This is a genomic window from Micromonospora sp. BQ32, from assembly GCF_059358895.1.
This window is the reverse complement of the sequence record NZ_JCADBI010000008.1, coordinates 95,554-118,987: the sequence shown is the minus strand read 5'-3', so window position 1 is coordinate 118,987 and position 23,434 is coordinate 95,554. Positions and strand designations below refer to the sequence as shown.

Below are 23,434 nucleotides of genomic sequence, written 5' to 3'. Positions count from 1 at the left end.
CTCGCGCCGGTGGGTCAGGGCGCTTCGACGCCGGCGATCAGGTAGCGCTGCACGTCGGCGTCGAGGATGGCCGCTTCCTGCGCGTCGTCCGGCCCGGAGCCACGGAACGCGGCCAACTGCTCCGCGGACTCCCAGCGTTCGTAGACGTGGATCCGGCCGGGCTCCAACGGGTCGGCCGCCAGCAGGAAGTCGAGGCAACCGGCGGTGGCGCGGGCCCGTGCGATGACCTGTTCGCAGCCGGACAGGTACGCCTCGCGGGTGGCCGGTTCGACCTGCAAACTGCCGGCGATGATCAGCATGGGTCCTCCGGGGTGAGTGGCTGACCTTTGCTCTGCACCCGCCCGCGCGACACGCACGGTCCGTAACTGGCGCATGGGCGGGTGCAGAGCAAAGCGTGATGCCTGTGCGTCACAGTTATACCTGTGGGTCGTGGCGCTCGCCGGGACATTGCCGCCCGGACGGGTGACGCCGGTCCCGCCGGTCTCATCAGCCTCCGACGCTTCATATCGTGCAAACGTGAGAAAAAGCGACAAGAGGCGCTCATCTTCCCTGCTGGGGAACTCTGCCCGCGTACCCCTGAAGGTGCTGTCGGCGGCGGTCGCGCTCGCGGTGCTCGTGACGACCGGGCCGGCCACCGCGGACGGCCCGGGCCGCGGGCCCGTCGCGGACCCGGCGCAGACGACCGAGCCGGGGTACGGAGTTGAGCCCGGCGACGGTCAGAGCCACGAGCCCGGGGTGGACCCGACACCGGAGCGCCCACCGACCAGCGAGGTGTCCTGGCTGTCGTTCCCCGGTGGGGTGTTCGCGGTGGACTCGCTCGGGCACACCGTGCGCTACCGCGCCTGCGACGGCGACACCGGCCGGGTCGCCGACCCGACCATGCGGGTCGCCGCCGGGGTGGCCAGCGGGGCGGTCGTCGTCGGCGGCACCGCCTACCGCTACCGGGTGCCGCTGGTCGGGCGCAGCGAGGGCACGCTGGAGGTGATCCAACGGCACCGCCCGCCGACGACGCTGACCGGCGTGGTGGTCACCAGCCCGCAGCCGCCCACCGACCCGGTCGCCGGGGCCCGGCTCTTCCCGCTCAGCGGGCAGCTCGCCCGGGTGGTCGCCGACGCGAGCCTCAACCCGGCCGGGGTCACCGTCCGCGACCTGTCCGGCCGCTACGGCGACCAGCAGATCGCCGTCAACGGCTCGCTGCGCCCCAAGGCGGCCAGCGTCATCAAACTGTGGATCCTCGTCGAGCTGCTGCGCCGGGTCGACTGTGGACAGGTCTTTCTCGACGACGGTGTGCTGGTCACGCCGGAGGACGTGGTCGGCGGCACCGGTCAGTTGCAGTTCGAGACGTTCCCGCAGGTGGTCACCCTGCGCCGGCTCGCCCAGTACCTGATCAAGTACAGCGACAACGTGGCCGCGAACGTGCTGATCACCTACCTGGGTGGGTTCGCCCCGGTCAACGCGCTGATCGACTCGATGAACCAACGGTCCACCATTCTGGCCCGCCGGATGCTCGACAGCGCGGCCGCGCAACGCGGCGAGGAGAACTACACCAGTCCCGACGACGTGGTGTCCCTGCTCGGCGCGGTCTGGGACGGCGAGATCCTCACCCCCGCCTCCCGCGACCTGATGATCGGGTTCATGCGGGAACAGACCCTGAACACGAAGATCCCGGCCGCGTTGCCACCCGGCGTGCCGGTGGCCCACAAGACCGGTGACCTGCCGGACGCCTCACACGACGTCGGCTACTACCTGATCCCCGGCACCGAGACCGCCGTCGCGTTCCTCACCGCCGGCGCCATGGCCACCGGCGACGAGACGGTCCGGCGGATGGCCCGCACCGTCTACGACTTCCTGGTCACCCCGGTCGACGGGGCGGTCGAGGAGTGAGTCGACCTCAGGCGCCCGGGATGTTCGCCGGCGGGTCCTCGCCCACCAGGTCGGCCGCCGGCGGGTCCGCCGACACCGGTGATCCGAAATCCGAGTACGTCAGGTCGAGCTGGGCGGTCTGCGACTGCGCGCTGGCCAGCTCGATGCGGTAGCGGACCAGCCGACCCTGCTCGTCCACCGCCGCAGTGAACGGCACCGCCCCGGCCCGGTCACCGAGCACGCTGCCGACGCCGCTGCCCAGCACCGCGCCGCTCTGGCGCAGGTCCAGGGTGCCGGCGTACTCCCGCTCGGCGGTCTGCCGGACTCCCGCCGGCGCGCCCAGCGTGCTGGCCAGCCGGGTGTTGTCCAGGCCCTGCTTGGCCGCCGGGGCCCCCGGGGCGCCGACGTGCCACCAGGTCTTGCCGTCCCACACCGGGACGCGGCGGTCCGGGGCGGTGACCCGCACGTACACGTCCGGCCCGGTGGTCAACCGCTCGATCTTCACCACGCCGGTGGGCACCTTCAGCGAGGTGGTCTCCAGACCACGCTTCGCCTTCGGGTCCCAGACCAGCACCGTGGCGTCCCCGTCCGCGCCACCGGTGCCCACTGTCAACGTGTACGGCTGCTCGTCGGCCTTCGCGGCGGCGGCCTTCAGCACACCGACCGGGTCGGTCGCGCCCGCCGACACCGCCGGACGACTGGCGTCTGGTCCGTCGTCGCCGGCGCCGGCCAGCGCCCACGCCCCGGCACCGACCGCCACCACGAGCACGGCGACAGCGGCGATCAGCTTCGGTTTCGGCACAATCGTCTCCCCCGGGCGGTGCGGTCCGGCCAGACTAGCCGGACCGCGCCCGCTGCTGTTCCCGGTCGGCCTCCCGGCCGATCAGGCCCGGGTGATCGCGTTGGCGTGGATCGCCTCGTGCAGATAGGCGGCCAGCCCCGGGGCGATGTTCTCGTAGTACGCGGTGAACCGCTCGTCGGCCAGGTACATGTCGGCCAACCCGGTCTGCATCTCGTACGAGCACTCGTAGAACCAGCGGCTGATGAGCTGCCGGTGCTCCTCGGCCAACTCCATCGCCTCCGGGCTGTCCGCCGGCGCGCCCGAGGCCAGCACGGCGACCATCCGCCGACCCCAGTCCTCGTTCTCCGCTTTGTTGCGCAGCCAGTCTTCCTTGCTGTAGCGGGCGACCCGCCGGTTCGACTCCCGGTACGCGTCGGTGTCGCCCCACCGCTGCTCCGCCTCGGCCTGGTGCTCCTCCGGATCGAAGTCACCGAAGACCTCGAACCGCTCCTCGGGGGTGAGTTGAATGCCCATCTTGCTCGCCTCCATCGCGAACTCGATCGCTGCGACCATCTCCTGCAACCGCTTGAGCCGTACCGTCAGCAGCTCGTGCTGACGGCGCAGGTGCGCGGCCGGATCGGCCGCCGGGTCGTCGATGATCGCGGTGATCTCCTCAAGCGGGAAACCCAGCTCCCGGTAGTACAGGACGAGTTGCAGCCGTTGCAGGTCCGCATCGTCGTAGCGGCGGTAACCGGCCGACGTGCGCCCGCTGGGCGAGAGCAACCCGATCTCGTCGTAGTGGTGCAACGTCCGCACCGTCACGCCGGCGACCTTCGCCACCTGACCCACCGTGTACGCCATGGTCCCCCTCCCTTCCGGGAACCAGGCTCCTGCCTGCCGTTACGTGAGAGTCAACCCCGATTCTGGCCCACCATGGCGGCACCGTCCGGCCGCCCGTACAGATAGCCCTGGCCGCGTGGGCAGCCGATCGTGGTGACCGCCTCGTGCTGACGCTCGGTCTCCACCCCCTCGGCGACCACCGCCAGGTCGAACGCGCCGGCCAGCCGGGTGACCATCTCCACCGTGGCGTACGCCCGGTCGTCGGTGCCCAGCCGGGCCACGAACGACCTGTCGATCTTCAGCTCGGTGGCCGGGATGCGGTGCAGGTAGCTCAGCGACGAGTAGCCGGTGCCGAAGTCGTCGATGGCGATCCGGATGCCCAACTCCCGGAGCTGGTGCAGCCGCTCCAGCACCGCCTCGGTGCCCTCGATCAGCGCCGACTCGGTCAACTCCAGGGTCAACGCCCGTGGTGCCAACCCAGCGGCGCTGGTCGCCGCGGTCACCGTGGCGATCAGGTCCGGCCGACGCAGGTGCGCGGCGGCGATGTTCACCGCGACGGTCGCCTCCGGCACCCGGCCCCGCCAGGTCGCGGCGGCCCGGCACGCCTCGTGGATCACCCAGCGGTCGATCGGCAGGATCAGCCCGGTCTCCTCGGCCAGCGGCAGGAACCTCGACGGCGGCAACATCCCCAGCCGAGGGTGCCGCCAACGGACCAACGCCTCGGCGCTGCGCACCGCACCGGTGGCCAGGTCGACGATGGGTTGGAACTCCAGGTGCAGCTGGTCCTCGTCGACCGCGCGGCGCAGGTCGGCGATCAACTCGGCGCGGGAGACGGCCGACTCCCGCAGCGCCGGGGTGCACGTCCGGTACGCGGACTTCCCGGCCGCCTTGGCCGCGTACATGGCGATGTCCGCGTCGCGCAGCAGGTCGGTGTGGGAGGCGTGCTGCGGGCCGAACTCGGCGATCCCGATGCTCGCCGACGGGTGCACCCCCACGTCCTCCTCGTCGTCGGAGGGCCGCAACGCGTCCAGCAGCCGCTCGGCGAGCCGCTCGGGTGACACCGGCCGGTCGCCGTCGACCAGCACCGCGAACTCGTCCCCGCCGAGCCGGGCGATGGTGCCGTCGCCGTCCACGGCAGTGTGCATCCGGGCCGCGAGCCCGGTCAGCAGGGTGTCACCGGTGGCGTGCCCGAACCGGTCGTTGACCTGCTTGAACCCGTCCAGGTCGAGCAGCAGCACGGCCACCGGTCGCCCGTCGCGCAGGGCCAGGCGCAGCCGCCGGTTGAACAACAGCCGGTTGGGCAGCCCGGTGAGCTGGTCGCCGTACGCGAGTCGGCGCAGCCGGGCCACCAACCGGAGGTTCTCGTTGGCGGCCAACCCCTGCCGGACGGCGAGGGCCGCCAGCAACACCATCATGGTCACGAACACCAACTGCGGGGTCTGCCCGGTGGGCCGACGGGCCAGCACCACCGCGATGATCGCCCCACCCACCGGGAGGTACGGCAGCGCCACCCGCCACCAGGGCGGCAGCGGCGACTCGGCGGTGTCGTCGGTGCCGTCGCAGTCCGGTGGCGGCGGGTTCCGGGTGGCCAGGCCGATCAGCAGGTAGCTCAACGGCCAGCACAGGTCGATCGGGTGACCGGCGGTGTAGTCGGCGCGGGCGACCAGCGACACGTAGACGACGTCGGCGACGACCCGCAGGGTGAGGCTCGCCGCGAGGATGGTCATCGGCCGCCACATCGGCCGGGCCGGCCCGGAGACCGCCACCAGGATGGTGAGCTGCATCAGGTCGAACATCGGGAAGAGCAGCCCCAGGGTGCGCGCCGGGTCGGCCAGCTCGGCGGCGGCGATCCCGCGGAAGACCAGCACCCAGCCGATCGGCACCAGGGCCAGGGCGACGATCACCCCGTCCAGCAACGTACGGGCCCGCCCGACCGCGGTCCGTGGCGCGGAGGGCGAGCTGAGCAGCGCGGCCGTGCCGGTGAGGATGCCCGCGGTGAAGACCACCCCGACCATCGGCGTGTGCGGCAGGTCACCGCCGACGAGCCGCTGCACCGTCCAGATCGCCCGGCCGATCGCGGCGAGCGCCATGGTGACGGCGAGCAGCGTCCAGAACCGGCGTAGCGGCGCGGGATGCCGGCGGGCCACCCCGACGCACGCGAGCGTCGCCCAGCCGGCGACCAGCATCGCGCCGACGTCGCTGACCAGTGCGGCGCCGGGCAACGCGGCGACCAGCCAGCCCGCCTCCACCAGGATGACCGCAGCCGCGACGAAAGCACCGGCGGGGTTGAGCGTCCCCGCAGCCTGCTGTCCGTCCTGTCGGGACACGGTCGCTCCGGCTCTTTCGTCGTGCGTGCACTCTCGGCGGCGCCGGTCCACGGCAAACCCCGAAAGCCTAACCAGCGCCCAGAAACGCCGCCAGAGCCGAACGTGCACCCCGCCCGCTCCGGCGCCGGCCTCTGCTCAGCGGCCCGCGGATCGGTTCCAGGGTGAGCGGGGCAGTGCGGTGCCGGCCAACGGACGGCGTGCCCGGCGGCGTCTGCGCCGACCGGGGGTGCAGGGCGGGCGGGCAACGGTGTGTACGGCCACGTCGGCCGAGGACGTTGGTCGGCCGATCAGCCAGCAGAGGAAACGTTCCATCGTCGGATCAGCCGACCGGGAGGCGCTCGGCGTCGGACTGGGAGATCTCGTACTCCGCCCCGCAGAACGTGCACTGCTGCGCGTACCGGGTGCGGATCGGAATGAGCGGGATGAAAAAGAGGGTGAATTTCGTCGAGCGGCGGGTGATCACCTGCGCGGCCTGGTTGCCGCAGTGGCGGCAGACCTGCTGCACGACACCGGACCGGTCGACCTTGGTACGCAGACCAAAGATGAAGAACATCGCCAGCGAGTACCCACTCAACCGCGAAAAGTCACCAGATCCCGCCAGCGGATCAAGAATCGGGCCACGCGGGCACACGATCGTGCTCGATCCGGGATGTAGTGGCCTCCTGGTGGAACGAGGCCACTACATCCCGGATCGAGCACGATCAAGGCGAGACGGTCAGCTGGCCGGCGCGGGCTCCAGGCCGGGGATCTCCTCGGAGATCCAGATCGGCTGCCAGTTCGGCACCTCGTGGAAGCGGCGCAGCTCGTACAGCCCGGCAACCGACCCGCTCCAGGCCCCGTACGGCGGGTTGGCCTCGTCGAAGCCGCTCTGCACGAAGGTCAGCGTGGTCCGGCCACCGGACTCGGCCAGCTCCCAGCTCGTCACGCCGGTCGGCCCCCAGTCGACGGACATCCGCCGACCGGGCTCCAGGTCGACGACCTTGGCCGCGTAGCCGGTCTCGAAGCCGCCCATGGCGTACCGGCCGCCGACCCAGGGCTCGATGCCGATCGGGTAGCCGAACCAGGCGCTGGCCTGCTCGGAGTCGGTCAGCGACTCCCACACCTTGTCGGCGGGGGCGGCGATGACCAGCTCGCCGCGCAGGTCGGCGGAGGTGAAGTCGGTGCGCGGCAGCAGGGGCTTGCCCTCCACGTGGGCGGCGAGGTTGGCGATCGCCAGCGCCCAGTACGTCTGGAGCACACCCCGGATGGTGGAGCCGCTCATCGCCTCGGCGAAGTCGAAGTGGCTCTGGATCAGCGTCAGCACGGTGCTGTCGGTGCCCTCGGCGGTCAACTGAAACTCGGTGGTGGTCTCCACCCCGTCGAGCAGCCAGCTGAAGCGCAGCGTGTCGTCGTCGGCGTGCAGCAGCCGCTGGTGCGGGGCGTCGCCCTCGGGCGTGTAGCGGCCCCAGAACTCGTACCGCTGGGGCAGCTCGACCTCGGCGTGCTCGGCCAGCCAGACACGCAGCTCGGCCGGGTCGGTGAGGGCCTGGCGGACGCGCCCGACGGGCGCGGAGAGACGGGCCTGGACCTTCATCGGCTCACTCATTGTTCTTCCCTTTCGGATAGCAGGCGACGGCCAGCTTGAAGGCGTCGCCTTCGCTGCCGCCGTAGCGGGTGAACAGGTCTTGCAGTGCGGTTTGCAGGTCGTGCAGGAACTGCTGGCGCTGCTCGGCCGGCACCCGGATCTCGCCGGAGACCCCGATCGAGGGCAGCTCGGGTGCGGCCCGGTCCAGGCCGGCGATGTCGGCCTGCACCTCCTCCATCAGGTCGAGCAGGTAGCCCAGGCTCAGCTCGTCGCGGGCCCGGCGCAGGCCGATCCGGCCGACGAGCCGTGGCGAGAGCCAGTAGGACCGGGCGGCGGCCTGGTAGATGCCTTCGGTGATGCCGCGGACCTTGCGTTCGTTGACCAGCTCGACGAGGCCGGCCGCGACGAGCTGTTTGACGTGGTAGTAGACGCGCTGTGGCGTCTGGTCGAGTCGGGCCGCGACCTCGGTGCAGGTGCGCGGCTCGGCCAGTTGCCGCAGCACCTCGACGCGCTGCGGTTTGAGCAGGGCTTCGGCCTGCTCCATCTGCTCCAGGTACAGGACGTCTCTCATGGCAAAATCAGTTTGTACGTACAAAACTTCTTTGTCAATCGCTTCGCGAGAAGCCGCGCCGACTTTTTTCGACGCGGCCTCAGGCGGCGGTCAGCGAGTGATCAGGGCAACCAGTCCGGTCGCAACGGATAGCCGCTCACGCCGTTCGGGCCGTTGTGGGTGGCCAACACCTGGTGCAGCTGGATGCCGTTGCGCTCGAACGCCATCCGCGACCCGGCCATGTAGAGCCCCCACACCCGGGCGGTGCCCGCGCCCACCTCCGAGACGCAGAAGTCCCAGTGCTCCACCAGGTTGCGGCACCAGGCGGCCAGCGTCAGCGCGTAGTGCTGGCGCAGGTTCTCCTCGTGGTGCACCTCGAACCCGGCGTCGTGCACCTCGCTGATCAAGCGGCCCGGCCCGGCCAGCTCACCGTCCGGGAAGACGTACCGGTCGATGAACGCGCCCGAGCGGTGCGGCGCCCGGTTGTCCGCGCGGGTGATGCAGTGGTTGAGCAGCCGCCCGCCCTGCCGCAGCCGACTACGCAACGCCCCGAAGTAAACCGGGTAGTTGCGCACCCCGATGTGCTCGGTCAACCCGATCGAGGAGATGGCGTCGAACTGCTCGGCCGGCGCGTCCCGGTAGTCCAGGTGCCGCACCTCCGCCAGCTCGGTCAACCCCTCCCGTTCGATCGCGGCCTGCGCCCACTGCGCCTGCGCCTTCGACAGGGTCACCCCGAGCGCCTTGACGCCGTACTCGCGCGCGGCGTGGCGCACCATGCCACCCCAACCGCACCCGACATCCAGCAGCCGCATCCCCTTCTTCAGCGCCAGCTTGCCGGCGACCAGGTCGTACTTCGCCGCTTGGGCCTGCTCCAGCGTGTCGTCCGGAGACCGGAAGACCGCGCAGGTGTACGTCATCGACGGGCCGAGGACCTTCTCGTAGAAGGCGTTGGAGACGTCGTAGTGGTGCGAGATGGCAGTGCTGTCACGCACCCGCGAGTGCCGCAGCCCGTTCACCACGCGCTTCCAGCGGGGCTGCGCCTCCTGCGGCGGTGCCGGCGGCGGCAGCAGCCGCTCCCAGCCCAGCCCACGGACCAGCGCCAGCCCCTCGGCCAGCGACGGTGGGCGTAACCGCAGCTCGTCCTTGAGCACCCGCAACGCCTCGTACGGGTCACCCGGGTGCACGCCCTGCAACGCCAGGTCACCACTGACGTACGCCCGGGCCATGCCCAGGTCGCCGGGCGCGGTGAGCAGGTACGACAGCCCACGCTCGGAACGGATCGCCAGGGTGATGCCAGCGTCGGACGGGCCGACGGCGCTGCCGTCGTACCCGGTGATCCGCACCGGCAACGGCCCAGTGGTGACCGCGCGGATGACATCCGCGACGGTCGGACCCGGGTGCCGGCCCCCCGCCGGCGGGGTGGCGGGGACGCTCGCCGCCCCCTGATCTCTGTCGGTCAGGCTCATGCTCGTGCTACCGCCTTTTCGTACAGTCCCGTCAGCCGGTGGTCCGGGTCGTAGCGGTCTTTCACCGCGCGCCACGTGTCGCCGCCGTAGAGGCGATCGAAGGCGTCCCGGTCGTAGTACGCGTCGGAGTAGAGCGACTTGTGCCCGCCCGACTCCGACACCCTGCGTTCGATCGTGCGGTTGACGTCGCCGTCGGCGGCGCCCGGCGCGATCGGCACGCTCCCCCAGAACCCGATGTTGACGTAGTCCTGCCCAGGCCGCAGCGGATACAACGGCCACGACCGCGCCGAACCGGGCCCCGCCGGCTCACGCAGTCGCAACGGGCACAGCCACACCGGGTTCATCCCCACCGCGCCGGCGAACCAGCGCAGGAAGTCAGCCATACGGTCCAGCGGGATCTCCACGTCCTGCACCACCCGCTCCCGGGCCGGTTGCCCGCGCAGCCGGTCGATCCGGGCCGCCACCTGGTGGCGGTGCTCAAGACGGACCAGCCGGTGATAGAAGTCGCTGCGCCGGTAACGCGCCGGCCAGAACCTGCGCACGACCGGGTGCTGCGCGCCGAACGCCGCCGAGCACCAGAACCAGTCGGTGTCCCAGCGCCACAGATAGTCGTGCGCGGTGAGCACGTCGCGGGTGCGCTGGCGCAGCGACCGGTAGTAGATCGCCTGACCGGTGTAGTCGCTGGGCGGGTCGGCCGCGTCGGTGAACGTGGCGAAGACCAGGTACGCCTCGCCCGGGCTGAACATCACCCCGTCCATCGCGTCGACCGGCTCGCCGGCCCAGGTCCGGGTGGCGGTCACCTCCGCGATCGCGTCGGTCAGCGCCTCCAGTTGGGTGAACCGGACGTTGCGCAACGCCACGTACCGGCCGACCGGTTGCAGCTCGATGCGCAGCCGGGTGGCGTACCCGAGGCTGCCCAGCGAGTTGGGGAACGCGGTGAACAGGTCGGCGTGCTCACCGTCGGGTCGGGCGGTGACGATCTCGCCGGAGCCGGTGAGCACGTCCAACTCCCGGACCGACTCGTGCGGCAGGCCGTTGCGGAACGAGGTCGACTCGATCCCCAGGCCGGTCACCGCGCCGCCCAGCGTGATGGTGCGCAACTGCGGCACCACCAGCGGCATCAGCCCGTGCGGCAGCGTCGCGTCGACCAGGTCCTCATAGGTGCACATGCCCTGCACGTCGGCGGTACGGCCGGCCGGGTCGACCGACAGCACGCCGTTCAGGCCACTCACGTCGAGCCCCGGAGTCCGGGGAGCGGACCGGGGGCGGAACAGGTTGGAGGTGCGTTTGGCCAGCCGGACAGGCTCGCCTGTGGGCACCGCGGCGTACGACCGCCGCAGCGTGTCCACCGCTTGATCATGGTCAATCGGTTGATCCACACGCTCAGCGCGCATGTGATCACCTTACGCTCGCCGTTCGGAAACCGTGGGATGTCAGCGGTGGCAGTTTCCCGTCCGGTGGCAGGCCCGACGGCTACCGTGGCGGGCATGCCATCGCCAGCGATCGCCGCCCTGGACGCCGCACAACTGCCGTACCGGCTGGTCAGCCACGGTGCGGTCGGCAGTCTCGCGGAGGCCGCCGCCGCCCGGGGCGTGGCCGTCCCCGACGTGGTCAAGACGATCGTGGTCCGCCGCGGTGAAGCCGATCACCTGTTCGTGCTCACCCCCGGCGACCGGGTGATCTCCTGGCCCAAGCTGCGCGCCCTGCTCGGGGTGCACCGGCTATCCATGCCGGACGCCGCGGGCGCCCTGGCCGCCACCGGCTACGAACGCGGCACCATCACCCCGTTCGGCGCGAGCACGGCCTGGCCGGTGGTCGCCGACGAGCGACTGCGCGGCCGGGAGATCACCCTGGGTGCCGGCGAGCGTGGTCTCGCCATCGCGATCGACGCCGACGCCGCGATCGCCGCCCTCGACGCGACGGTGGCCGACGTCACCGACCCGCAGCCCACCCGCTGAGCGCTGCCGGGGCGGCGGCGCGGCCTACTGTTGGGACATGCCGAAAGCCGTGTGGAAAGACCTGGTCGTCGCCGAGAGCGACGACACCGTGCTGGTGGAGGGCAACCACTACTTCCCTCGCTCCGCCCTGCGCGACGACCTGATTCGCGAGTCCGCGACGCACACCGTCTGCCCGTGGAAGGGCACCGCCTCCTACTATTCCCTCGAACACGAGGGCAGCACCAGCAAGGACGCGGTCTGGTATTACCCGGAGCCCAAACCGGACGCCGAGATGGTGCGTGACCGGGTGGCGTTCTGGAAGGACGTCCGGGTCGTCGACTGACGGCGCCGACTGGCCGCCGCCGACGGCGGTGGGTGAGGATGGCGCGTATGTCCGCGCCCGAGGAACGCCCCGACCCCGCCGGCACCGTCTACGGCGGCCGCCGACGGGCCGCCCGTTCCGGCCCACTCACCGACCCGCTGCTGCGGGTGGCGCTCGGGGTCGGGCTGGTGGGGGTACTCCTCGGGGTGGTCTTCGCGACCGGGCTGCTCGGCGGCGACGGCGAGCCGGTGGTGCCGGCCACGGTCGGCGCGACGTCCAGCGCGGCGGAGGCCACCACCCCGGCGGCCGAGCCGAGCCGGACCCCGTCGGTCGAGCCGTCGCCGACGCCCTCGACGGCACCGACCACCGGGCCCTGGGTGCTGCGGGTCGCGTCCGGGCTCTGCCTGGGGCTCGACGGCGACGACAAGGAGGCGGAGGCCGAGTTGGCCGTCTGCACCGGCGGGCCGGAGCAGAAGTGGGTCGTCAACCCGGCCGGCGCGGACGTGGTGACGCTGACCAACGCCGCCCATGGGCAGTGCCTCGACGTCGAGGGCGGCAGTACCGACGACGGCGCGCGGTTGCTCCAGTTCCCCTGCCACGGTGGGGCCAACCAGCAGTGGCGGCTGTCCCCCACCGGCACCGGCCCGGTGCTGCTGGTGGCCGCGCACAGCGGCAGGTGCGGGCAGGCCGACGACGACGGCGACGAGCCCGACGACGAGATCCGGCAGCGCGCCTGCGACGGCCGCCCCACCCAGCAGTGGACCCTCGGCTGACAGTCCGACCCGCTCAGCCCCGATAGCTCCAGGTCCGCGGCGCGGTCGCGGCGACCAGCACGGCCTCCGGGACTCCTCGGCCCGGTCGCCGGCGCAGCAGCAACGACAGCCCGGCCGCGCCGATCGACAGCGCGCCGGCCACGTACCAGGCCATCGCGTAGTCGCCCAGCCGGTCCCGGACCAGCCCCGCGCCGGTGGCGGCGACCGCCGCGCCGAGTTGGTGCGCGGCGAACACCCAGCCGAACACCACCGCTCCGGCGCCACCGAAGTACTCCCGGCACAGCGCCACGGTCGGCGGCACGGTGGCCACCCAGTCCAGGCCGTAGAAGACGATGAACACCAACATGCTCGGCTCGGCGGTGCCGGAGAACAGGCTCGGCAGCACCAGCAGGGACAACCCGCGCAGCGCGTAGTACATGCCGAGCAGCAGCCGGCTGTCCACCCGGTCGGTGAGCCAGCCGGAGGCGATCGTGCCGACGATGTCGAAGAGCCCCACCAGGGCGAGCAACCCGGCCGCGGTGGTCTGGGCCATGCCATGGTCGTGCGCGGCCGGCACGAAGTGCGTACCGACCAGGCCGTTCGTGGTCGCCCCGCAGATCGCGAAACCTCCGGCCAGCAGCCAGAACGGTCGGGTCCGGGCCGCGGTAGCCAACGCGCCGAGCGCCCGGGTCGCCGCGCCGCCGGTCGCCGGCGGCGCCGCGACGACCTCGGTCGCTCCGTAGGCGGGCAGGCCCAGATCCGCCGGGTGCTCGCGCAGCAGCCACACCACCAGGGGTACGACCGCCAGCGCCGCCGCGGCCACCACGAGTGCGGCGGTACGCCAGCCGTGGTCGCGTACCAGGATGGCGATCAGTGGTAGGAACACCAGCTGCCCGGCGGCACCGCCGGCGGTGAGCACTCCGGTGACCAGACCCCGCCGGTGAACGAACCAGCGGCCGGTGACGGTGGCCACGAACGCCAGTGCCATCGAGCCGGTGCCCAACCCCACCAGCACACCCCAGCAGAGCAGGAGCTGCCAGCTGGCGGACATGAAGACCGTCAGCCCGCTGCCCGCGGCGACCAGCAGCAGCGCCACCGAGACCACCCGGCGGATGCCGAACCGGTCCATCAGGGCGGCCGCGAACGGCGCGGTGAGCCCGTAGAGCAGCAGGTTGACCGAGACAGCCGCGGAGATCGTGGCCAGCGGCCAGCCGAACTCCTCGTGCAGCGGGTGCAGCAGCACCGACGGGGTGGCGCGGAAGCCGGCCGCGCCGACCAGCGCCACGAAGGCGACGGCGGCGACCAGCCAGGCGGGATGCAGACGGCGGTTCTTGGTCACGGGACCAGTCTCGGCCGGGCCGCCGCCCCTCGACGAGTGGCCGGAAAGCCATCATGCGCAATAATCGGGCCATGACCGCTGGCCCGCACCGGATCGCCGTACTCGCCCTGCACCAGGTGGTTGGCCTGGACCTCGGCACCCCGTCCCAGGTGTTCAGCACCGCCCGGGCCGCCGACGGGACACCCTTCTACGACGTCCGGGTGTGCACTCCGGGCGGGCAGCCGGTGCGCAGCACCGCCGGCTTTCAGGTGGTCCCCGACCACGGCCTGGAGTTGCTGGACACCGCCGACACGGTGATCGTTCCCGGCATCCACGGCGGCACCGCGTTGACCTCGGGCACCGTGCAGCCGGAGGTGACCGCTGCGCTGCTCGCGGCGCACGAGCGGGGTGCCCGGATCATGTCGATCTGCACCGGGGCGTTCGTGCTCGCCGCCGCCGGTCTCCTGGACGGGCGGCGGGCGACCACCCACTGGGCGTACGCCGAGCGGTTCCGCCACCTGCACGCCCAGGTGGACCTGGACCCCGACGTGCTCTTCATCGCCGACGACCGGGTGCTCACCTCGGCCGGAGTGGCCGCCGGCATCGACCTCTGCCTGCACGTCATCCGCCTCGACCACGGCAGCGAGGTGGCCAACCGGGCGGCCCGCCGCTGCGTGATGCCGCCATGGCGCGACGGTGGTCAGGCGCAGTACATCGAGCAGCCGGTGCCGAAGGCAACCGACACCAGCACGGCAGGCGCCCGGGAGTGGGCGCGGCAGCGGCTGCACGAGCCGATCGCGCTGCGCGACCTGGCCGAGCAGGCGCGGATGAGCGTGCGCACCTTCACCCGGCGCTTCCGGTCGGAGACCGGCCTGAGCCCGGCCCAGTGGCTGCTGCAACAGCGCACCGACCACGCGAGACTGCTGCTGGAGACGACCGACCTCACCGTCGACCAGATCGCGCATCGCTGCGGTTTCGGCACCACGGCCGCCCTACGCCAGCAACTCCACCAACGCATCGGAGTGGCCCCGTCCACCTACCGCCGCACCTTCCACCCCCGCCCGGAGCTGGTCGAACTCTGATCCGCCGCCCGCCGGAGGCCCGGCACGCTCACGAGCGGAGCAGGTGCAGTTGGGACTGATGCTTCGGCAGGTGCACCCGGGTGTGCAGGTCCAGGGTCCGGGACCAGGGCAGCGGCTCGTCCACGATGAGGTCGAAACCCTCGCGTAGGTGCGTCGCGACCGGGGTTTCCGCGGCCAGGCCGAGCTGATCGACCAGCCCGCACAGCCGGTCGCTGGTGCCGTGCAGCAGCGCGGTCAGACCACGCAGACCACCCTGTTCGGCGGCGAGCGCGTCGAGCTGCGGGCGGTGGATGTCCTCTTCCAACTCGTAGTAGGCGAACGGCGACCCCGCCAGCAACGCCTCGGTGGCCTGGATCATCAGCTCGTCGTTGGCGACCAGATGCGCGACGATCTGCTCGGCACTGAGCTGCCCCTCCGGAGCCGGACCGAACCCGCCAGCGTCGACCTCCGCGAACAGGGCACCGTAAGCCCGCCGCAATCCCCCGCTCTCCATTCCCCCAGTCAACCCGCCGCAGCGGGAGTTAGCGGCGGGATTGGCGGGAGCGGAGGTAGTCGCTGACCACGTACTCGCCCAGGTCGTCGGTGTCCGGGGTGAACATCCGGCCCCGGCTACGGCGGGCCACCGCGTCGACGAAGCGCCGCAGGCCCGGGTCGTCGCCGAGCATGAACAGGTTGAGCGTGGCACCGTAGCGGCTCAGCCGGTCGACCTCGCGGACCGTCGCCTCGATCGTTTCCGGCAGCGGCGGCCAGTGGAACAGCGCCTCCCCGTCGTCCGGGTCCAGGTGGGCGGTCGGCTCGCCGTCGGTGACCACCAGCACGATCGGCTCGGCGTCCGGGTGCCGGCGCAGATGCCGGCCCGCCAACCGCAGCGCGTGCTGCAGGTTGGTGCCCTGCTCCATGTCCGGCTCCACGGCCGCCAACTCCTGCTGGGTGAGCGTCATCGCCTCCCGGCCGAAGCCCACGATCTGCAGGGCGTCCTGCGGGAAGCGGGTCTCCATCAGGTGTGCCAGCGCCAGCGCCGTCTGCTTCATCGGCCCCCAACGACCCTGAGAGATCATCGAGTACGACAGGTCGACGCAGAGCACCACCGCGGCCGAGGCCCGTCTCTCGGTCTCCACCACCTCGAAGTCGTCCACCGCGAGCTGCACCGGGACCGTCGGCCCGGCCCGACTGACCGCCCGGGTCAGCGTCCGGACCACGTCCAACGGCTGCTCGTCGCCGTACTGCCAGGGCCTGGACGCGCCGCTGACCTCGCCCGCCGCACCGGCCGAGCGCAGGTCGTGCTGGCCGCGCGGCCCGGCGGTCAGCTCGGCGAAGACCCGCCGCAGCGCGGTCCCACCGAGCCGGCGCAGCGCCTTCGGGCTCAGCGTGAGCCCCTCCGCGTCCCGGCTCACCCAACCCTGGCGGCGCAGCTCCCGCTCCAGATCACGCAGTCGGCGAACGTCGTCGGCCGCGTCCCGGCCCAGCGTGCGGGCCACCGCCTCGACGTCCACGTCGTCGAGGGTCGCCCCCGGATGCTCCTGGTCGAGCTGGTCCAGCAGGTCGTCCAGTTCGCCGATCTCACCCAGCGCGCCGGCCGCGTCGGCGTAGTCCAACGGCTGATCGCCGCGAACCCGCTCGCCCCGCCCCCAGCGCAGCTCGGGTCGCAACGCCCGCAGGTTCGCGTCGAGCGCGGACAACTCCCCCGCGAGGCGGTCGCCGAGCGACTGCTGCATGAGACCGGCCAGCTCGGCGCGCTGCCGCTCGGAGAGCGAGTTCATCAGCCGCTCACCGGCCGCCGCCCGGCGGGCCAGCACGTCGATCAACTCGTCGACGGTCTCCGGCTTCTCCGGGAAGAAGTCGCCGTGTCGGCGCATGAACTCGGCGAACGCGTCGGTGGTGTCCTCCGCGCGACCGTGCCGGGCGAGCAGGTCGTTCAGGTCGCCCATCATCTCGGCGAGGCGCTGCTGGGCGGCCGGGTCGGCGGAGGCGCGCACCGCGTCGCGCAGCCCGGCGAAGCGCTGACCGAGCACGTCGTCGCGGAGTTGGTCGAGGATCTGCTGGTACGAGCGGCGGGCGTCGTCGCTGGCCCACTGGTAGCCGGACAGCTCCTCCACCGCCCGCGCGGTCGAGCGGGGCAGATTGTCCAGCACCGCCTCGGCGAACCGCGCGGCGTCGTCGTCACGCCCCCGCAGCTCGTCCCGCTCGGCGGCGAGGGCCTGGTCGAGCAGGGCTCGGGCCCGGGTCACCGCACCGTCCAGGTCGCCCCGGCGCAGAGCCTCCCGGCGCAGCCGCCGAGCCCGGGCGGCCAGGTCGTCCAGGCCACCCCGCCCCTGCGGGCCACGGCGCAACAGGTCGCGCAGCGCCTCCCGCAGGCTGCCGCCGGCCAGCACCTCGGCGCCGACCGCGTCCACCGCCTCGCGCACGTCGTACGGGGTTGCGAGCGGGTCGGGCCCACCGTTCCACTGCCCGTAACGGAACCGGTTGCCGGCCACGGTCAGCCCCGGCCGCCGTAGACGGTGCGCCCCGAGTCGGAGACGTCCTTGCCGAGCCGGCGGGTCAGGTGCAGCCCTTCCAGCACGAACTCGACGGCGGCGGCGGCCTCCTCGGAGGTGGGCGCGTCGCCCAGGTCGAGCCGGTCCAGAACCTTCGCCAACCCGGGTACGGTGCCGACCTGGCGCAGCAGCTCGGCGGCACTGACCAGCTCGCCGGTCTCGATCGCGGCGCCGTCGTCCACCAGGGCGGTGAACCCGGACAGGTCCAGCCCGGCGAGGTGGGCCCGGAACGTCTCGGCGGTCGCGGTACGCAGCAGGTGCGCGAGGATCTCGGTCTCCCGACCCTCCTCGCCGCTTTCGAACTCGACCTTGCCGCGCAGCGTGCTGGTCACCGACACGGCGTCACCGACGCGGGCAACGGCCGCTTCGGGGCGTCCCTCCGGGGTGTCGGAGGCGGCGAGCAGACCGGCGCGACGCAGCGCGGCACCGGCGACCGTCTCGGCGGCGGCGATGGCGAACCGGGCGGAGACACCGGAGCGTGGGTCCACCGACGGCGACTCCCGGACGGCGCGGGCGAAGCGGGCCAGCACCTCCAGCACGTGCTCCGGCACCTCGGCGACCAGGTCGGCCTCCTGGCGGATCAGCGCCAGCTCCAACTCCAGGTCCACCGGGTAGTGGGTGCGGATCTCCGCGCCGAACCGGTCCTTGAGGGGCGTGATGATCCGGCCCCGGTTGGTGTAGTCCTCCGGGTTGGCGCTGGCCACCAGGAGCAGGTCCAGTGGCAGGCGCAACTGGTAGCCGCGAACCTGGATGTCCCGCTCCTCCAGCACGTTGAGCAGCGCCACCTGGATGCGCTCGGCCAGGTCGGGCAGCTCGTTGACGGCGAAGATGCCCCGGTTGGTGCGCGGCACCAACCCGAAGTGGATGGTCTCCGGGTCGCCGAGGGTACGACCCTGGGCGATGCGGATCGGGTCGACGTCACCGATCAGGTCGCCGACGCTGGTGTCCGGGGTGGCGAGCTTCTCGCCGTACCGCATCGAGCGGTGCAGCCAGCCGATCGGCAGCTCGTCGCCGCCCTCGGCGACCTGGGCGCGGGACGCCGGGGTCAGCGGGTGCATCGGGTGCTCGTTGAGCACCGAGCCGGGAAGTACGGGGGTCCACTCGTCGAGCAACCCGCCCAGCGAGCGGATCAGCCGGGTCTTGCCCTGGCCGCGCTCGCCGAGCAGCACCATGTCGTGCCCGGCGAGCAGGGCCCGCTCGACCTCGGGCAGCACGGTGTCGTCGTAGCCGACGATGCCGGGGAAACGGGTCTCGCCGGAGCGCATCCGGGCGAGGAGGTTGTCGCGGAGTTCCTGCTTGACGGTGCGGTACTGGTGACCGGCCGCCCGAAGCGCGCCGAGCGTGCCGGGCAGGTCGGCCGGTGGAACCGGGATTACCGGGGTAGGCGCAGTCACCCGACCCACGCTAGCTCACCTTCGCGGGGCGCCCCGGGCATCAGGGGCGCTCCCGCTACCCCTCAGCCCTGGTGACAACGGCCGCAGGTGCCGCGGCGGCGCAGGTGGTACGCGTAGGTGGCCGCCCCGAGCGCCACGCCCCACAGCGGCCAGAGCAGCATCGGCGCCCCGGTAATGCTGAACCCGCCGGTCAGCCGCCAGAACTCGGGATTGCTGAGCAGCCCCAGTGAGGCTGCGGTCACGGAGATGGCGACCAGGGTGGCCGGCACCACGGCCAGCTTCACCGGCACCCGCCGGCCGGCGAGGCCGAGCATCCAGCCGGGGAACCGCTCGCCCCAGCGCTGCACCAGGCCGAGGGTGAGGATCGCGCCGACGGTGGCGAAGGCGGCCAGCCCGAACCCGGCCCAGACCAGCCCGGTGTCCTGCATCTCGGTCAGGAACTCGCGGGAGATACCGAGCGGGATGCCGGCCGCCCAGGCGAACCGGGTCAGCGCGTACGTGAAGGGAATGGCCGCGGCGATGCCGGCGGCCCACCGGCCCCAGCGGGTGGCGGCGGCCGGGGTGGTCCACCCCTGGCCGGTGTCGGCGCGGCCGCAGCCGACGCAGGCCCCGGCGGTGCGGCGCTGCCAGGCGAGCACCGCTCCGACCAGCAGCAGCCCGCCGGCCAGCGCCGCGAACCGGCCAAACAGCGCCCAGTTGAAGAGGTCGGAGTAGTCGACCGGCGGCCAGCCGAACGGCGCACCGACGATCAGTATCGGCAGGTAGCCGAGCATGATCAGCACGCGGACATCCGGCACGACCAGGACGAGCAGGAACGCGACCGCCCAGCCGTAGCCGGCGAGCAGCGCCCGCAGCGGGCCGGGTGGACGCGCCGCCGGGCGGCTCATGGCCAGGGCGGCCACCGCGGCGGTGAGCAGTACGCCGGCGAAGAGCGGAGTGGCCACCTCCGCCGGCACCAGGCGCAGCAGGCTGATGTCGCCGCCGTGCGGGTCGTTCGGGCCGAATGGGTAGCCGGCGCCGGTGAGGGTGCCGATCAGGGCGAGCACGCCCCACAGGCCGAGCCAACCGGCGGCCAGTGGGGCGAGCCGGTCCGGCCAGCGGGAGTCGGTACGGGGTCGGGAGGCAGTGATCGTTGTCATGCTCTCAGCCTGGTCCGACGGCCGACCGGTTCCCTCCCGGCAAGCAGTGAACCCAGTCCCCCGGTCGAGGGACCGATCAGCCCGACGGGGTGACGAAGCCGGACTCGTAGGCCGCGATGACCGCCTGCGTGCGGTCGCGGACGCCCAGCTTGGCCAGCACGTTGCCGACGTGCGTCTTCACCGTCTCCACCCCGACCACCAGGTGCGCGGCGATCTCCGGGTTGGACCGGCCGGTGGTCATCAACCGCAGCACCTCGGCCTCCCGTTCGGTGAGCCGGGCGGCGCTCAACCGGTCGCCGCCCGCCGGCCCGTACGCCCCGACCAGCTGGCGGATCGCGGCCGGGAAGAGCAGCGACTCACCCGCCGCCACCACCCGGACCGCCTCCACCACCTCGGCGGGCCGGGCCCGTTTGAGCAGGAACCCCGAGGCGCCGGCGCGCAGCGCCTCGTAGACGTACTCGTCGTTGGCGAACGTGGTGACCACCAGCACCCGGGGCGGGTCGGCGGAGGTGGCCAGCAGGTGCCGGGTGGCCTGGATGCCGTCGATGCCGGGCATCCGCACGTCCATCAGCACCACGTCGGGCCGGTGCCGGGCGACCAGCGGTGGCACCTCGGCCCCGTCGGCGGCTTCGGCGAGCACCCGCAGGTCGGGTTGGGCGTCGATGATCGCCCGGAGCCCGATCCGGATCAGCTCGTCGTCGTCGACAATGAGCACCCCAGTGGTCATCGCGTCTCCTCGTACGGCAGGCGGGCCCGGATCAGCCACCGGTCGCCGTCCGGGCCCACGGTGAGCCGGCCGCCGAGCAGCAGCACCCGCTCCCGCATCCCGTCCAGACCCCGACCGCCTCGCCCGAGCTGGGTCCGTTCGGGGTGGCTCACCGCGTTGACCAACTCCAATTCCAGCGCGTCCGGGTGCAGGTCCAGGCGTACCGTGACCGGCCCGCGGCCGTGCCGGGCCGCGTTGGTCAGTCCTTCCTGGACGATCCGGTAGCCCTCCCGGGAGACCGCCGCGGGCACCCGCGTCGGGTCACCGGCGCGATGCGCGTGCACGGCCAGGCCGGCCGCGCGGGCGTCGGTGACCAACCGGTCCAGGTCGGCGAGGGTACGCTGCGGCGCCACCACGGGCCGGTCGCGTCCGTTCTCCCGGAGCAGCCCGAGCACGTGGTCGAGGTCGTCCATCGCGTTGCGCCCGACGTCCTCGATGGCGGTGAGCGCCCGCCGGACGAACTCCGGGTCGGTGTCGAGGACCTCGCGGGCGGCCCCGGCCTGGAGGGTGGCCACGGTCAGCGCGTGACCGACCGAGTCGTGCAGCTCCCGGGCCAGCCGGTTGCGTTCGGCGAGCCGGGTGGCCTGTGCTTCGAGGGCGGCGATCCGCTCCGCCTGAGCCGGGCCGAGCAGCACCGGTGCCATGGACCCGGCGAGCGCGCCGAGCCCGGCGACGACGTAGCCGAGGCCGACCAGCAGGAGCACGCCGGTCAGGGTCAGCCATCCGCTGTCCTGCCCGTCCAACGGCCCGAACTGTTCCCGGCTGGTCAGCTCGGTGCCGATGCCGAACTGTTGGGCGATGAACGCCAGCGCCATCGGCAGGGCGCTGAACAGCGCGATCATCACCAGCGCGCCGACGATGAGGTGGGTGGCGATCCAGAGCGCGCTGCGCAACCGGGTCTCCCGGTCGGCGGTGTGCCCGGGCGCGGGTTCGGGCAGGTCGACGCCGAGCAGGGCCCGTACGGCGGCGATCTCCAGGGCCCGGCTGCCGTCCAGCAGCAACGGGACCACGGCGATCAGCACCGCGATGACCAGCAGGACGTAGACCAGTGGGCGCGGGATCGCCGAGTCGGCGAGCAGTTGGGCGAACGTCACCGCGAGGAGCCCGTACGGCAGCGCCAGCACGCCGCCGAGCAGCAGGAACACGCCGCGTCGCCAGGTGGTGCCGGCGACCAGCGGGGCCAGCGCCGCTCGGAGGTTCACCTCGTCATTCTGCTGCCGGGACCGGTGCCGGCGACTCCCCCGTGCCGGGGAGATCTCAGCGGTGGTCGGCGACGTACTGCTGCGGGTCCTTGTCGCGGAACGGGAGGTTGCGACCGTTCTTGTGCTCGCCGTAGAAGGTCAGCCAGCGTTGGCCCAGCTCGGCGCGGAGTTCGGTGCTGGCGTGCCGGCGGAAGTCGGGCAGCGCCTCGTCCTCCTCCTCGGCCAGGTGCTCGCTGTTCTCCCGGCGGGCCGTGCCGACCGCCTCCCACCACTGATCCGAGCCGACCGGGTGCAGTTTCGCCTCGGCGATGGCGTCACGAATTTTGTTGTGGTCGCCGATCGCGTCGGCGGTCTCGTCCTCGCCGTCGTCACCGTGCTTGACCAGGTGCGGGTAGAGGATCGCCTCCTCCGCCTCGGCGTGGATGTCCAGGTGCAGGGCGAGAGCGTCCCAGATGGCGAGCATCTCCTGCTCGTCGCGGGCGTCGTCGAGGCGGGCGAAGCCACGCCGGAAGGCGGCGTGGTCGTCCAGGATCAGCGCGGTGATGTCGTCCACTGTGCTCACTTTCCGGTTGGTGTGCCGAACCGGGCACGCAGCATCGCGGGCATCGCGGCGAGCCCCGTGATCGGGCGGAAGCGTTTCGCGGCTTCGGCCAGCGCCGTGTGCTCGTCGTCGGCGAGGTCGATGTCGGCGGCGGCGGCGTTGCGTTCCATCTGCTCGACCCCGGAGGCCCCGGGGATGGCGAGCACGTTCGGGTGGCGCAGCAGGTAGGCCAGCGCGATCTGGCTGGGGGTGGCGTCGTGGGCGTCGGCGACCTGACGCAGGGTGTCGATCAGCGCGGTGCCGCGCTCCAGGTTCTCCGGCAGGAAGTACGGGTTGGCGCGCCGGACCGCGCCGGTCGGCGGGTTCTTGGCGTCGTAGCGGCCGGAGAGGAAACCCTGCGCGAGCGGGCTGTACGCGATGACCACCCGACCGGCCTGCCGCGCGTACGGCAGCAGGTCCTGCTCGGGGGCGCGGTCCACCATGCTGTAGCGGACCTGGTTGCTGAGCACCCGACGGCCGAGCGCCGCTTCGGCGACCTGCCAGCGGCGCAGCCCGTAGTTGCTGACGCCGACCTCGCCGACCAGCCCGACGTCCTGAAGGGTCCGCATGCCGCGCATGGTGGTGTGGTCGGCGACCAGCGGGTTGGGCTGGTGCACTTGGTAGAGGTCGATGCTGGTGACGCCGAGCCGGGCCGCCGAGGCGACCGCCCGCTGCTGCACCACCGCGGCCACCGGCAGCACCGGCAGGATCTTGCTGGCGACCACCACCTTGGGTCGGTCGTCGCCGAGGGCCGCGCCGAGGATGCGTTCGCTGCGCCCGAAGCCGTAGATCTCCGCGCTGTCGAAGACCGTCACGCCCAGCTCGACGGCCCGCCGGACGATCTGCGCCGCCTGCCGCTCGAAGTCCGGGCCGTACCCCCATTCGCGGGAGCCGAACTGCCAGGTGCCCAAGCCGATCTTGGACAGCGGTTTGGGGGTGTCGAGCGCAATGAAACGCATGGCGTCGAAACTACCCCGATGTCCCGGTTCGCACGCCCGATCCGCGCCACGGCCGGCC

The 23,434-nt window shown here is 72.3% G+C and carries 23 protein-coding genes; 5 read left to right on the top strand and 18 right to left on the bottom strand.

Annotation, left to right across the window (positions count from 1 at the left end; translation table 11 throughout):
* Positions 1-14: 14 nt before the first annotated feature.
* A complete protein-coding gene (locus tag AC5L30_RS17365; protein WP_494868420.1) occupies positions 15-299 on the bottom strand; it encodes a putative quinol monooxygenase in 285 nt (94 codons plus the stop codon).
* A gap of 217 nt (positions 300-516) precedes the next feature.
* On the opposite strand from AC5L30_RS17365, the gene AC5L30_RS17360 reads away from it, so the two are divergent.
* The gene (locus AC5L30_RS17360) at positions 517-1,884 is read left to right on the top strand and encodes a serine hydrolase (RefSeq protein ID WP_494868419.1); all 1,368 of its coding nucleotides are present in this window, start codon (positions 517-519) and stop codon (positions 1,882-1,884) included.
* A 7-nt stretch (positions 1,885-1,891) separates the two neighbouring features.
* Here the strand turns inward: AC5L30_RS17360 and AC5L30_RS17355 are convergent, their stop codons facing one another.
* The 8 genes from AC5L30_RS17355 to AC5L30_RS17320 all read right to left on the bottom strand — a co-directional run bounded on the left by AC5L30_RS17355 (position 1,892) and on the right by AC5L30_RS17320 (position 10,785).
* Positions 1,892-2,665, bottom strand: coding sequence for a hypothetical protein (locus AC5L30_RS17355; RefSeq protein WP_494868418.1), 774 nt, complete (start codon positions 2,663-2,665; stop codon positions 1,892-1,894).
* Positions 2,666-2,746: 81 nt separating this feature from the next.
* The gene (locus tag AC5L30_RS17350) at positions 2,747-3,505 is read right to left on the bottom strand and encodes a MerR family transcriptional regulator (protein ID WP_494868417.1); all 759 of its coding nucleotides are present in this window, start codon (positions 3,503-3,505) and stop codon (positions 2,747-2,749) included.
* Between the two features lie 50 nt (positions 3,506-3,555).
* The gene (locus tag AC5L30_RS17345) at positions 3,556-5,811 is read right to left on the bottom strand and encodes a putative bifunctional diguanylate cyclase/phosphodiesterase (protein WP_494868416.1); all 2,256 of its coding nucleotides are present in this window, start codon (positions 5,809-5,811) and stop codon (positions 3,556-3,558) included.
* Between the two features lie 319 nt (positions 5,812-6,130).
* Entirely contained in the window at positions 6,131-6,385 is a 255-nt protein-coding gene (locus AC5L30_RS17340; protein WP_494868415.1) for a zinc-ribbon domain-containing protein, read from the bottom strand.
* A gap of 141 nt (positions 6,386-6,526) precedes the next feature.
* A complete protein-coding gene (locus AC5L30_RS17335; protein WP_494868414.1) occupies positions 6,527-7,396 on the bottom strand; it encodes an SRPBCC family protein in 870 nt (289 codons plus the stop codon).
* Complete coding sequence (locus tag AC5L30_RS17330; RefSeq protein ID WP_494868413.1) at positions 7,389-7,946, bottom strand: ArsR/SmtB family transcription factor; 558 nt, start codon at positions 7,944-7,946, stop codon at positions 7,389-7,391. Before AC5L30_RS17330 ends, AC5L30_RS17335 begins: the two co-directional genes overlap by 8 nt.
* 101 nt (positions 7,947-8,047) lie before the next feature.
* A complete protein-coding gene (locus tag AC5L30_RS17325) occupies positions 8,048-9,391 on the bottom strand; it encodes a class I SAM-dependent methyltransferase (protein WP_494868412.1) in 1,344 nt (447 codons plus the stop codon).
* On the bottom strand, positions 9,388-10,785 hold the full coding sequence (locus AC5L30_RS17320) for an FAD-binding oxidoreductase (protein WP_494868411.1): 1,398 nt from the start codon (positions 10,783-10,785) through the stop codon (positions 9,388-9,390). The genes AC5L30_RS17325 and AC5L30_RS17320 overlap by 4 nt, the downstream gene beginning before the upstream one ends.
* Before the next feature lie 93 nt (positions 10,786-10,878).
* Between AC5L30_RS17320 and AC5L30_RS17315 the strand changes: the two genes are divergently transcribed.
* Genes AC5L30_RS17315 through AC5L30_RS17305 form a run of 3 tightly spaced genes read left to right on the top strand, consistent with a single transcriptional unit; the run spans position 10,879 to position 12,423 of the window.
* On the top strand, positions 10,879-11,349 hold the full coding sequence (locus AC5L30_RS17315) for an aminoacyl-tRNA deacylase (RefSeq protein WP_494868409.1): 471 nt from the start codon (positions 10,879-10,881) through the stop codon (positions 11,347-11,349).
* A gap of 37 nt (positions 11,350-11,386) precedes the next feature.
* Positions 11,387-11,671: a DUF427 domain-containing protein gene (locus AC5L30_RS17310; RefSeq protein WP_494868407.1), complete on the top strand. Its 285-nt coding sequence runs from the start codon at positions 11,387-11,389 to the stop codon at positions 11,669-11,671.
* A 47-nt stretch (positions 11,672-11,718) separates the two neighbouring features.
* The gene (locus AC5L30_RS17305; RefSeq protein WP_494868405.1) at positions 11,719-12,423 is read left to right on the top strand and encodes an RICIN domain-containing protein; all 705 of its coding nucleotides are present in this window, start codon (positions 11,719-11,721) and stop codon (positions 12,421-12,423) included.
* Positions 12,424-12,436: 13 nt separating this feature from the next.
* On the opposite strand, the gene AC5L30_RS17300 is transcribed toward AC5L30_RS17305, so the two are convergent.
* Complete coding sequence (locus tag AC5L30_RS17300) at positions 12,437-13,741, bottom strand: MFS transporter (protein WP_494868404.1); 1,305 nt, start codon at positions 13,739-13,741, stop codon at positions 12,437-12,439.
* A 53-nt stretch (positions 13,742-13,794) separates the two neighbouring features.
* Between AC5L30_RS17300 and AC5L30_RS17295 the strand changes: the two genes are divergently transcribed.
* Positions 13,795-14,802: a GlxA family transcriptional regulator gene (locus tag AC5L30_RS17295; RefSeq protein WP_494868402.1), complete on the top strand. Its 1,008-nt coding sequence runs from the start codon at positions 13,795-13,797 to the stop codon at positions 14,800-14,802.
* 28 nt (positions 14,803-14,830) lie between these two features.
* Here AC5L30_RS17295 and AC5L30_RS17290 read toward each other — a convergent pair whose 3' ends face one another.
* The 8 genes from AC5L30_RS17290 to AC5L30_RS17255 all read right to left on the bottom strand — a co-directional run bounded on the left by AC5L30_RS17290 (position 14,831) and on the right by AC5L30_RS17255 (position 23,376).
* The gene (locus tag AC5L30_RS17290; protein ID WP_494868400.1) at positions 14,831-15,295 is read right to left on the bottom strand and encodes a hypothetical protein; all 465 of its coding nucleotides are present in this window, start codon (positions 15,293-15,295) and stop codon (positions 14,831-14,833) included.
* A 28-nt stretch (positions 15,296-15,323) separates the two neighbouring features.
* The gene (locus tag AC5L30_RS17285) at positions 15,324-17,276 is read right to left on the bottom strand and encodes a VWA domain-containing protein (protein WP_494868398.1); all 1,953 of its coding nucleotides are present in this window, start codon (positions 17,274-17,276) and stop codon (positions 15,324-15,326) included.
* A 2-nt stretch (positions 17,277-17,278) separates the two neighbouring features.
* Positions 17,279-18,739, bottom strand: a complete 1,461-nt coding sequence (locus tag AC5L30_RS17280) for a magnesium chelatase ATPase subunit I (RefSeq protein WP_494868396.1) — start codon at positions 18,737-18,739, stop codon at positions 17,279-17,281.
* 53 nt (positions 18,740-18,792) lie between these two features.
* The gene (locus tag AC5L30_RS17275) at positions 18,793-19,869 is read right to left on the bottom strand and encodes a hypothetical protein (RefSeq protein WP_494868394.1); all 1,077 of its coding nucleotides are present in this window, start codon (positions 19,867-19,869) and stop codon (positions 18,793-18,795) included.
* Positions 19,870-19,945: 76 nt separating this feature from the next.
* Positions 19,946-20,596 (bottom strand): response regulator transcription factor, encoded by a 651-nt coding sequence (locus tag AC5L30_RS17270; protein WP_238666568.1) that lies wholly within the window; start codon positions 20,594-20,596, stop codon positions 19,946-19,948.
* Positions 20,593-21,837, bottom strand: coding sequence for a sensor histidine kinase (locus tag AC5L30_RS17265; protein ID WP_494868392.1), 1,245 nt, complete (start codon positions 21,835-21,837; stop codon positions 20,593-20,595). Before AC5L30_RS17265 ends, AC5L30_RS17270 begins: the two co-directional genes overlap by 4 nt.
* A 55-nt stretch (positions 21,838-21,892) precedes the next feature.
* A complete protein-coding gene (locus tag AC5L30_RS17260; RefSeq protein ID WP_112582361.1) occupies positions 21,893-22,399 on the bottom strand; it encodes a hemerythrin domain-containing protein in 507 nt (168 codons plus the stop codon).
* Complete coding sequence (locus AC5L30_RS17255; protein WP_494868390.1) at positions 22,396-23,376, bottom strand: aldo/keto reductase; 981 nt, start codon at positions 23,374-23,376, stop codon at positions 22,396-22,398. The genes AC5L30_RS17260 and AC5L30_RS17255 overlap by 4 nt, the downstream gene beginning before the upstream one ends.
* Positions 23,377-23,434: the final 58 nt, after the last annotated feature.

Excerpts from the sequence above, each read along its gene's own strand:
- AC5L30_RS17335 (WP_494868414.1), bottom strand. The coding sequence starts at position 7,396 with ATGAGTGAGCCGATGAAGGTCCAGGCCCGTCTCTCCGCGCCCGTCGGG.
- AC5L30_RS17255 (WP_494868390.1), bottom strand. The coding sequence starts at position 23,376 with ATGCGTTTCATTGCGCTCGACACCCCCAAACCGCTGTCCAAGATCGGC.
- AC5L30_RS17305 (WP_494868405.1), top strand. The coding sequence starts at position 11,719 with ATGTCCGCGCCCGAGGAACGCCCCGACCCCGCCGGCACCGTCTACGGC.
- AC5L30_RS17365 (WP_494868420.1), bottom strand. The coding sequence starts at position 299 with ATGCTGATCATCGCCGGCAGTTTGCAGGTCGAACCGGCCACCCGCGAG.
- AC5L30_RS17330 (WP_494868413.1), bottom strand. The coding sequence starts at position 7,946 with ATGAGAGACGTCCTGTACCTGGAGCAGATGGAGCAGGCCGAAGCCCTG.
- AC5L30_RS17350 (WP_494868417.1), bottom strand. The coding sequence starts at position 3,505 with ATGGCGTACACGGTGGGTCAGGTGGCGAAGGTCGCCGGCGTGACGGTG.
- AC5L30_RS17270 (WP_238666568.1), bottom strand. The coding sequence starts at position 20,596 with ATGACCACTGGGGTGCTCATTGTCGACGACGACGAGCTGATCCGGATC.
- AC5L30_RS17310 (WP_494868407.1), top strand. The coding sequence starts at position 11,387 with ATGCCGAAAGCCGTGTGGAAAGACCTGGTCGTCGCCGAGAGCGACGAC.
- AC5L30_RS17275 (WP_494868394.1), bottom strand. The coding sequence starts at position 19,869 with ATGACAACGATCACTGCCTCCCGACCCCGTACCGACTCCCGCTGGCCG.
- AC5L30_RS17320 (WP_494868411.1), bottom strand. The coding sequence starts at position 10,785 with ATGCGCGCTGAGCGTGTGGATCAACCGATTGACCATGATCAAGCGGTG.
- AC5L30_RS17325 (WP_494868412.1), bottom strand. The coding sequence starts at position 9,391 with ATGAGCCTGACCGACAGAGATCAGGGGGCGGCGAGCGTCCCCGCCACC.
- AC5L30_RS17290 (WP_494868400.1), bottom strand. The coding sequence starts at position 15,295 with ATGGAGAGCGGGGGATTGCGGCGGGCTTACGGTGCCCTGTTCGCGGAG.
- AC5L30_RS17295 (WP_494868402.1), top strand. The coding sequence starts at position 13,795 with ATGCGCAATAATCGGGCCATGACCGCTGGCCCGCACCGGATCGCCGTA.
- AC5L30_RS17315 (WP_494868409.1), top strand. The coding sequence starts at position 10,879 with ATGCCATCGCCAGCGATCGCCGCCCTGGACGCCGCACAACTGCCGTAC.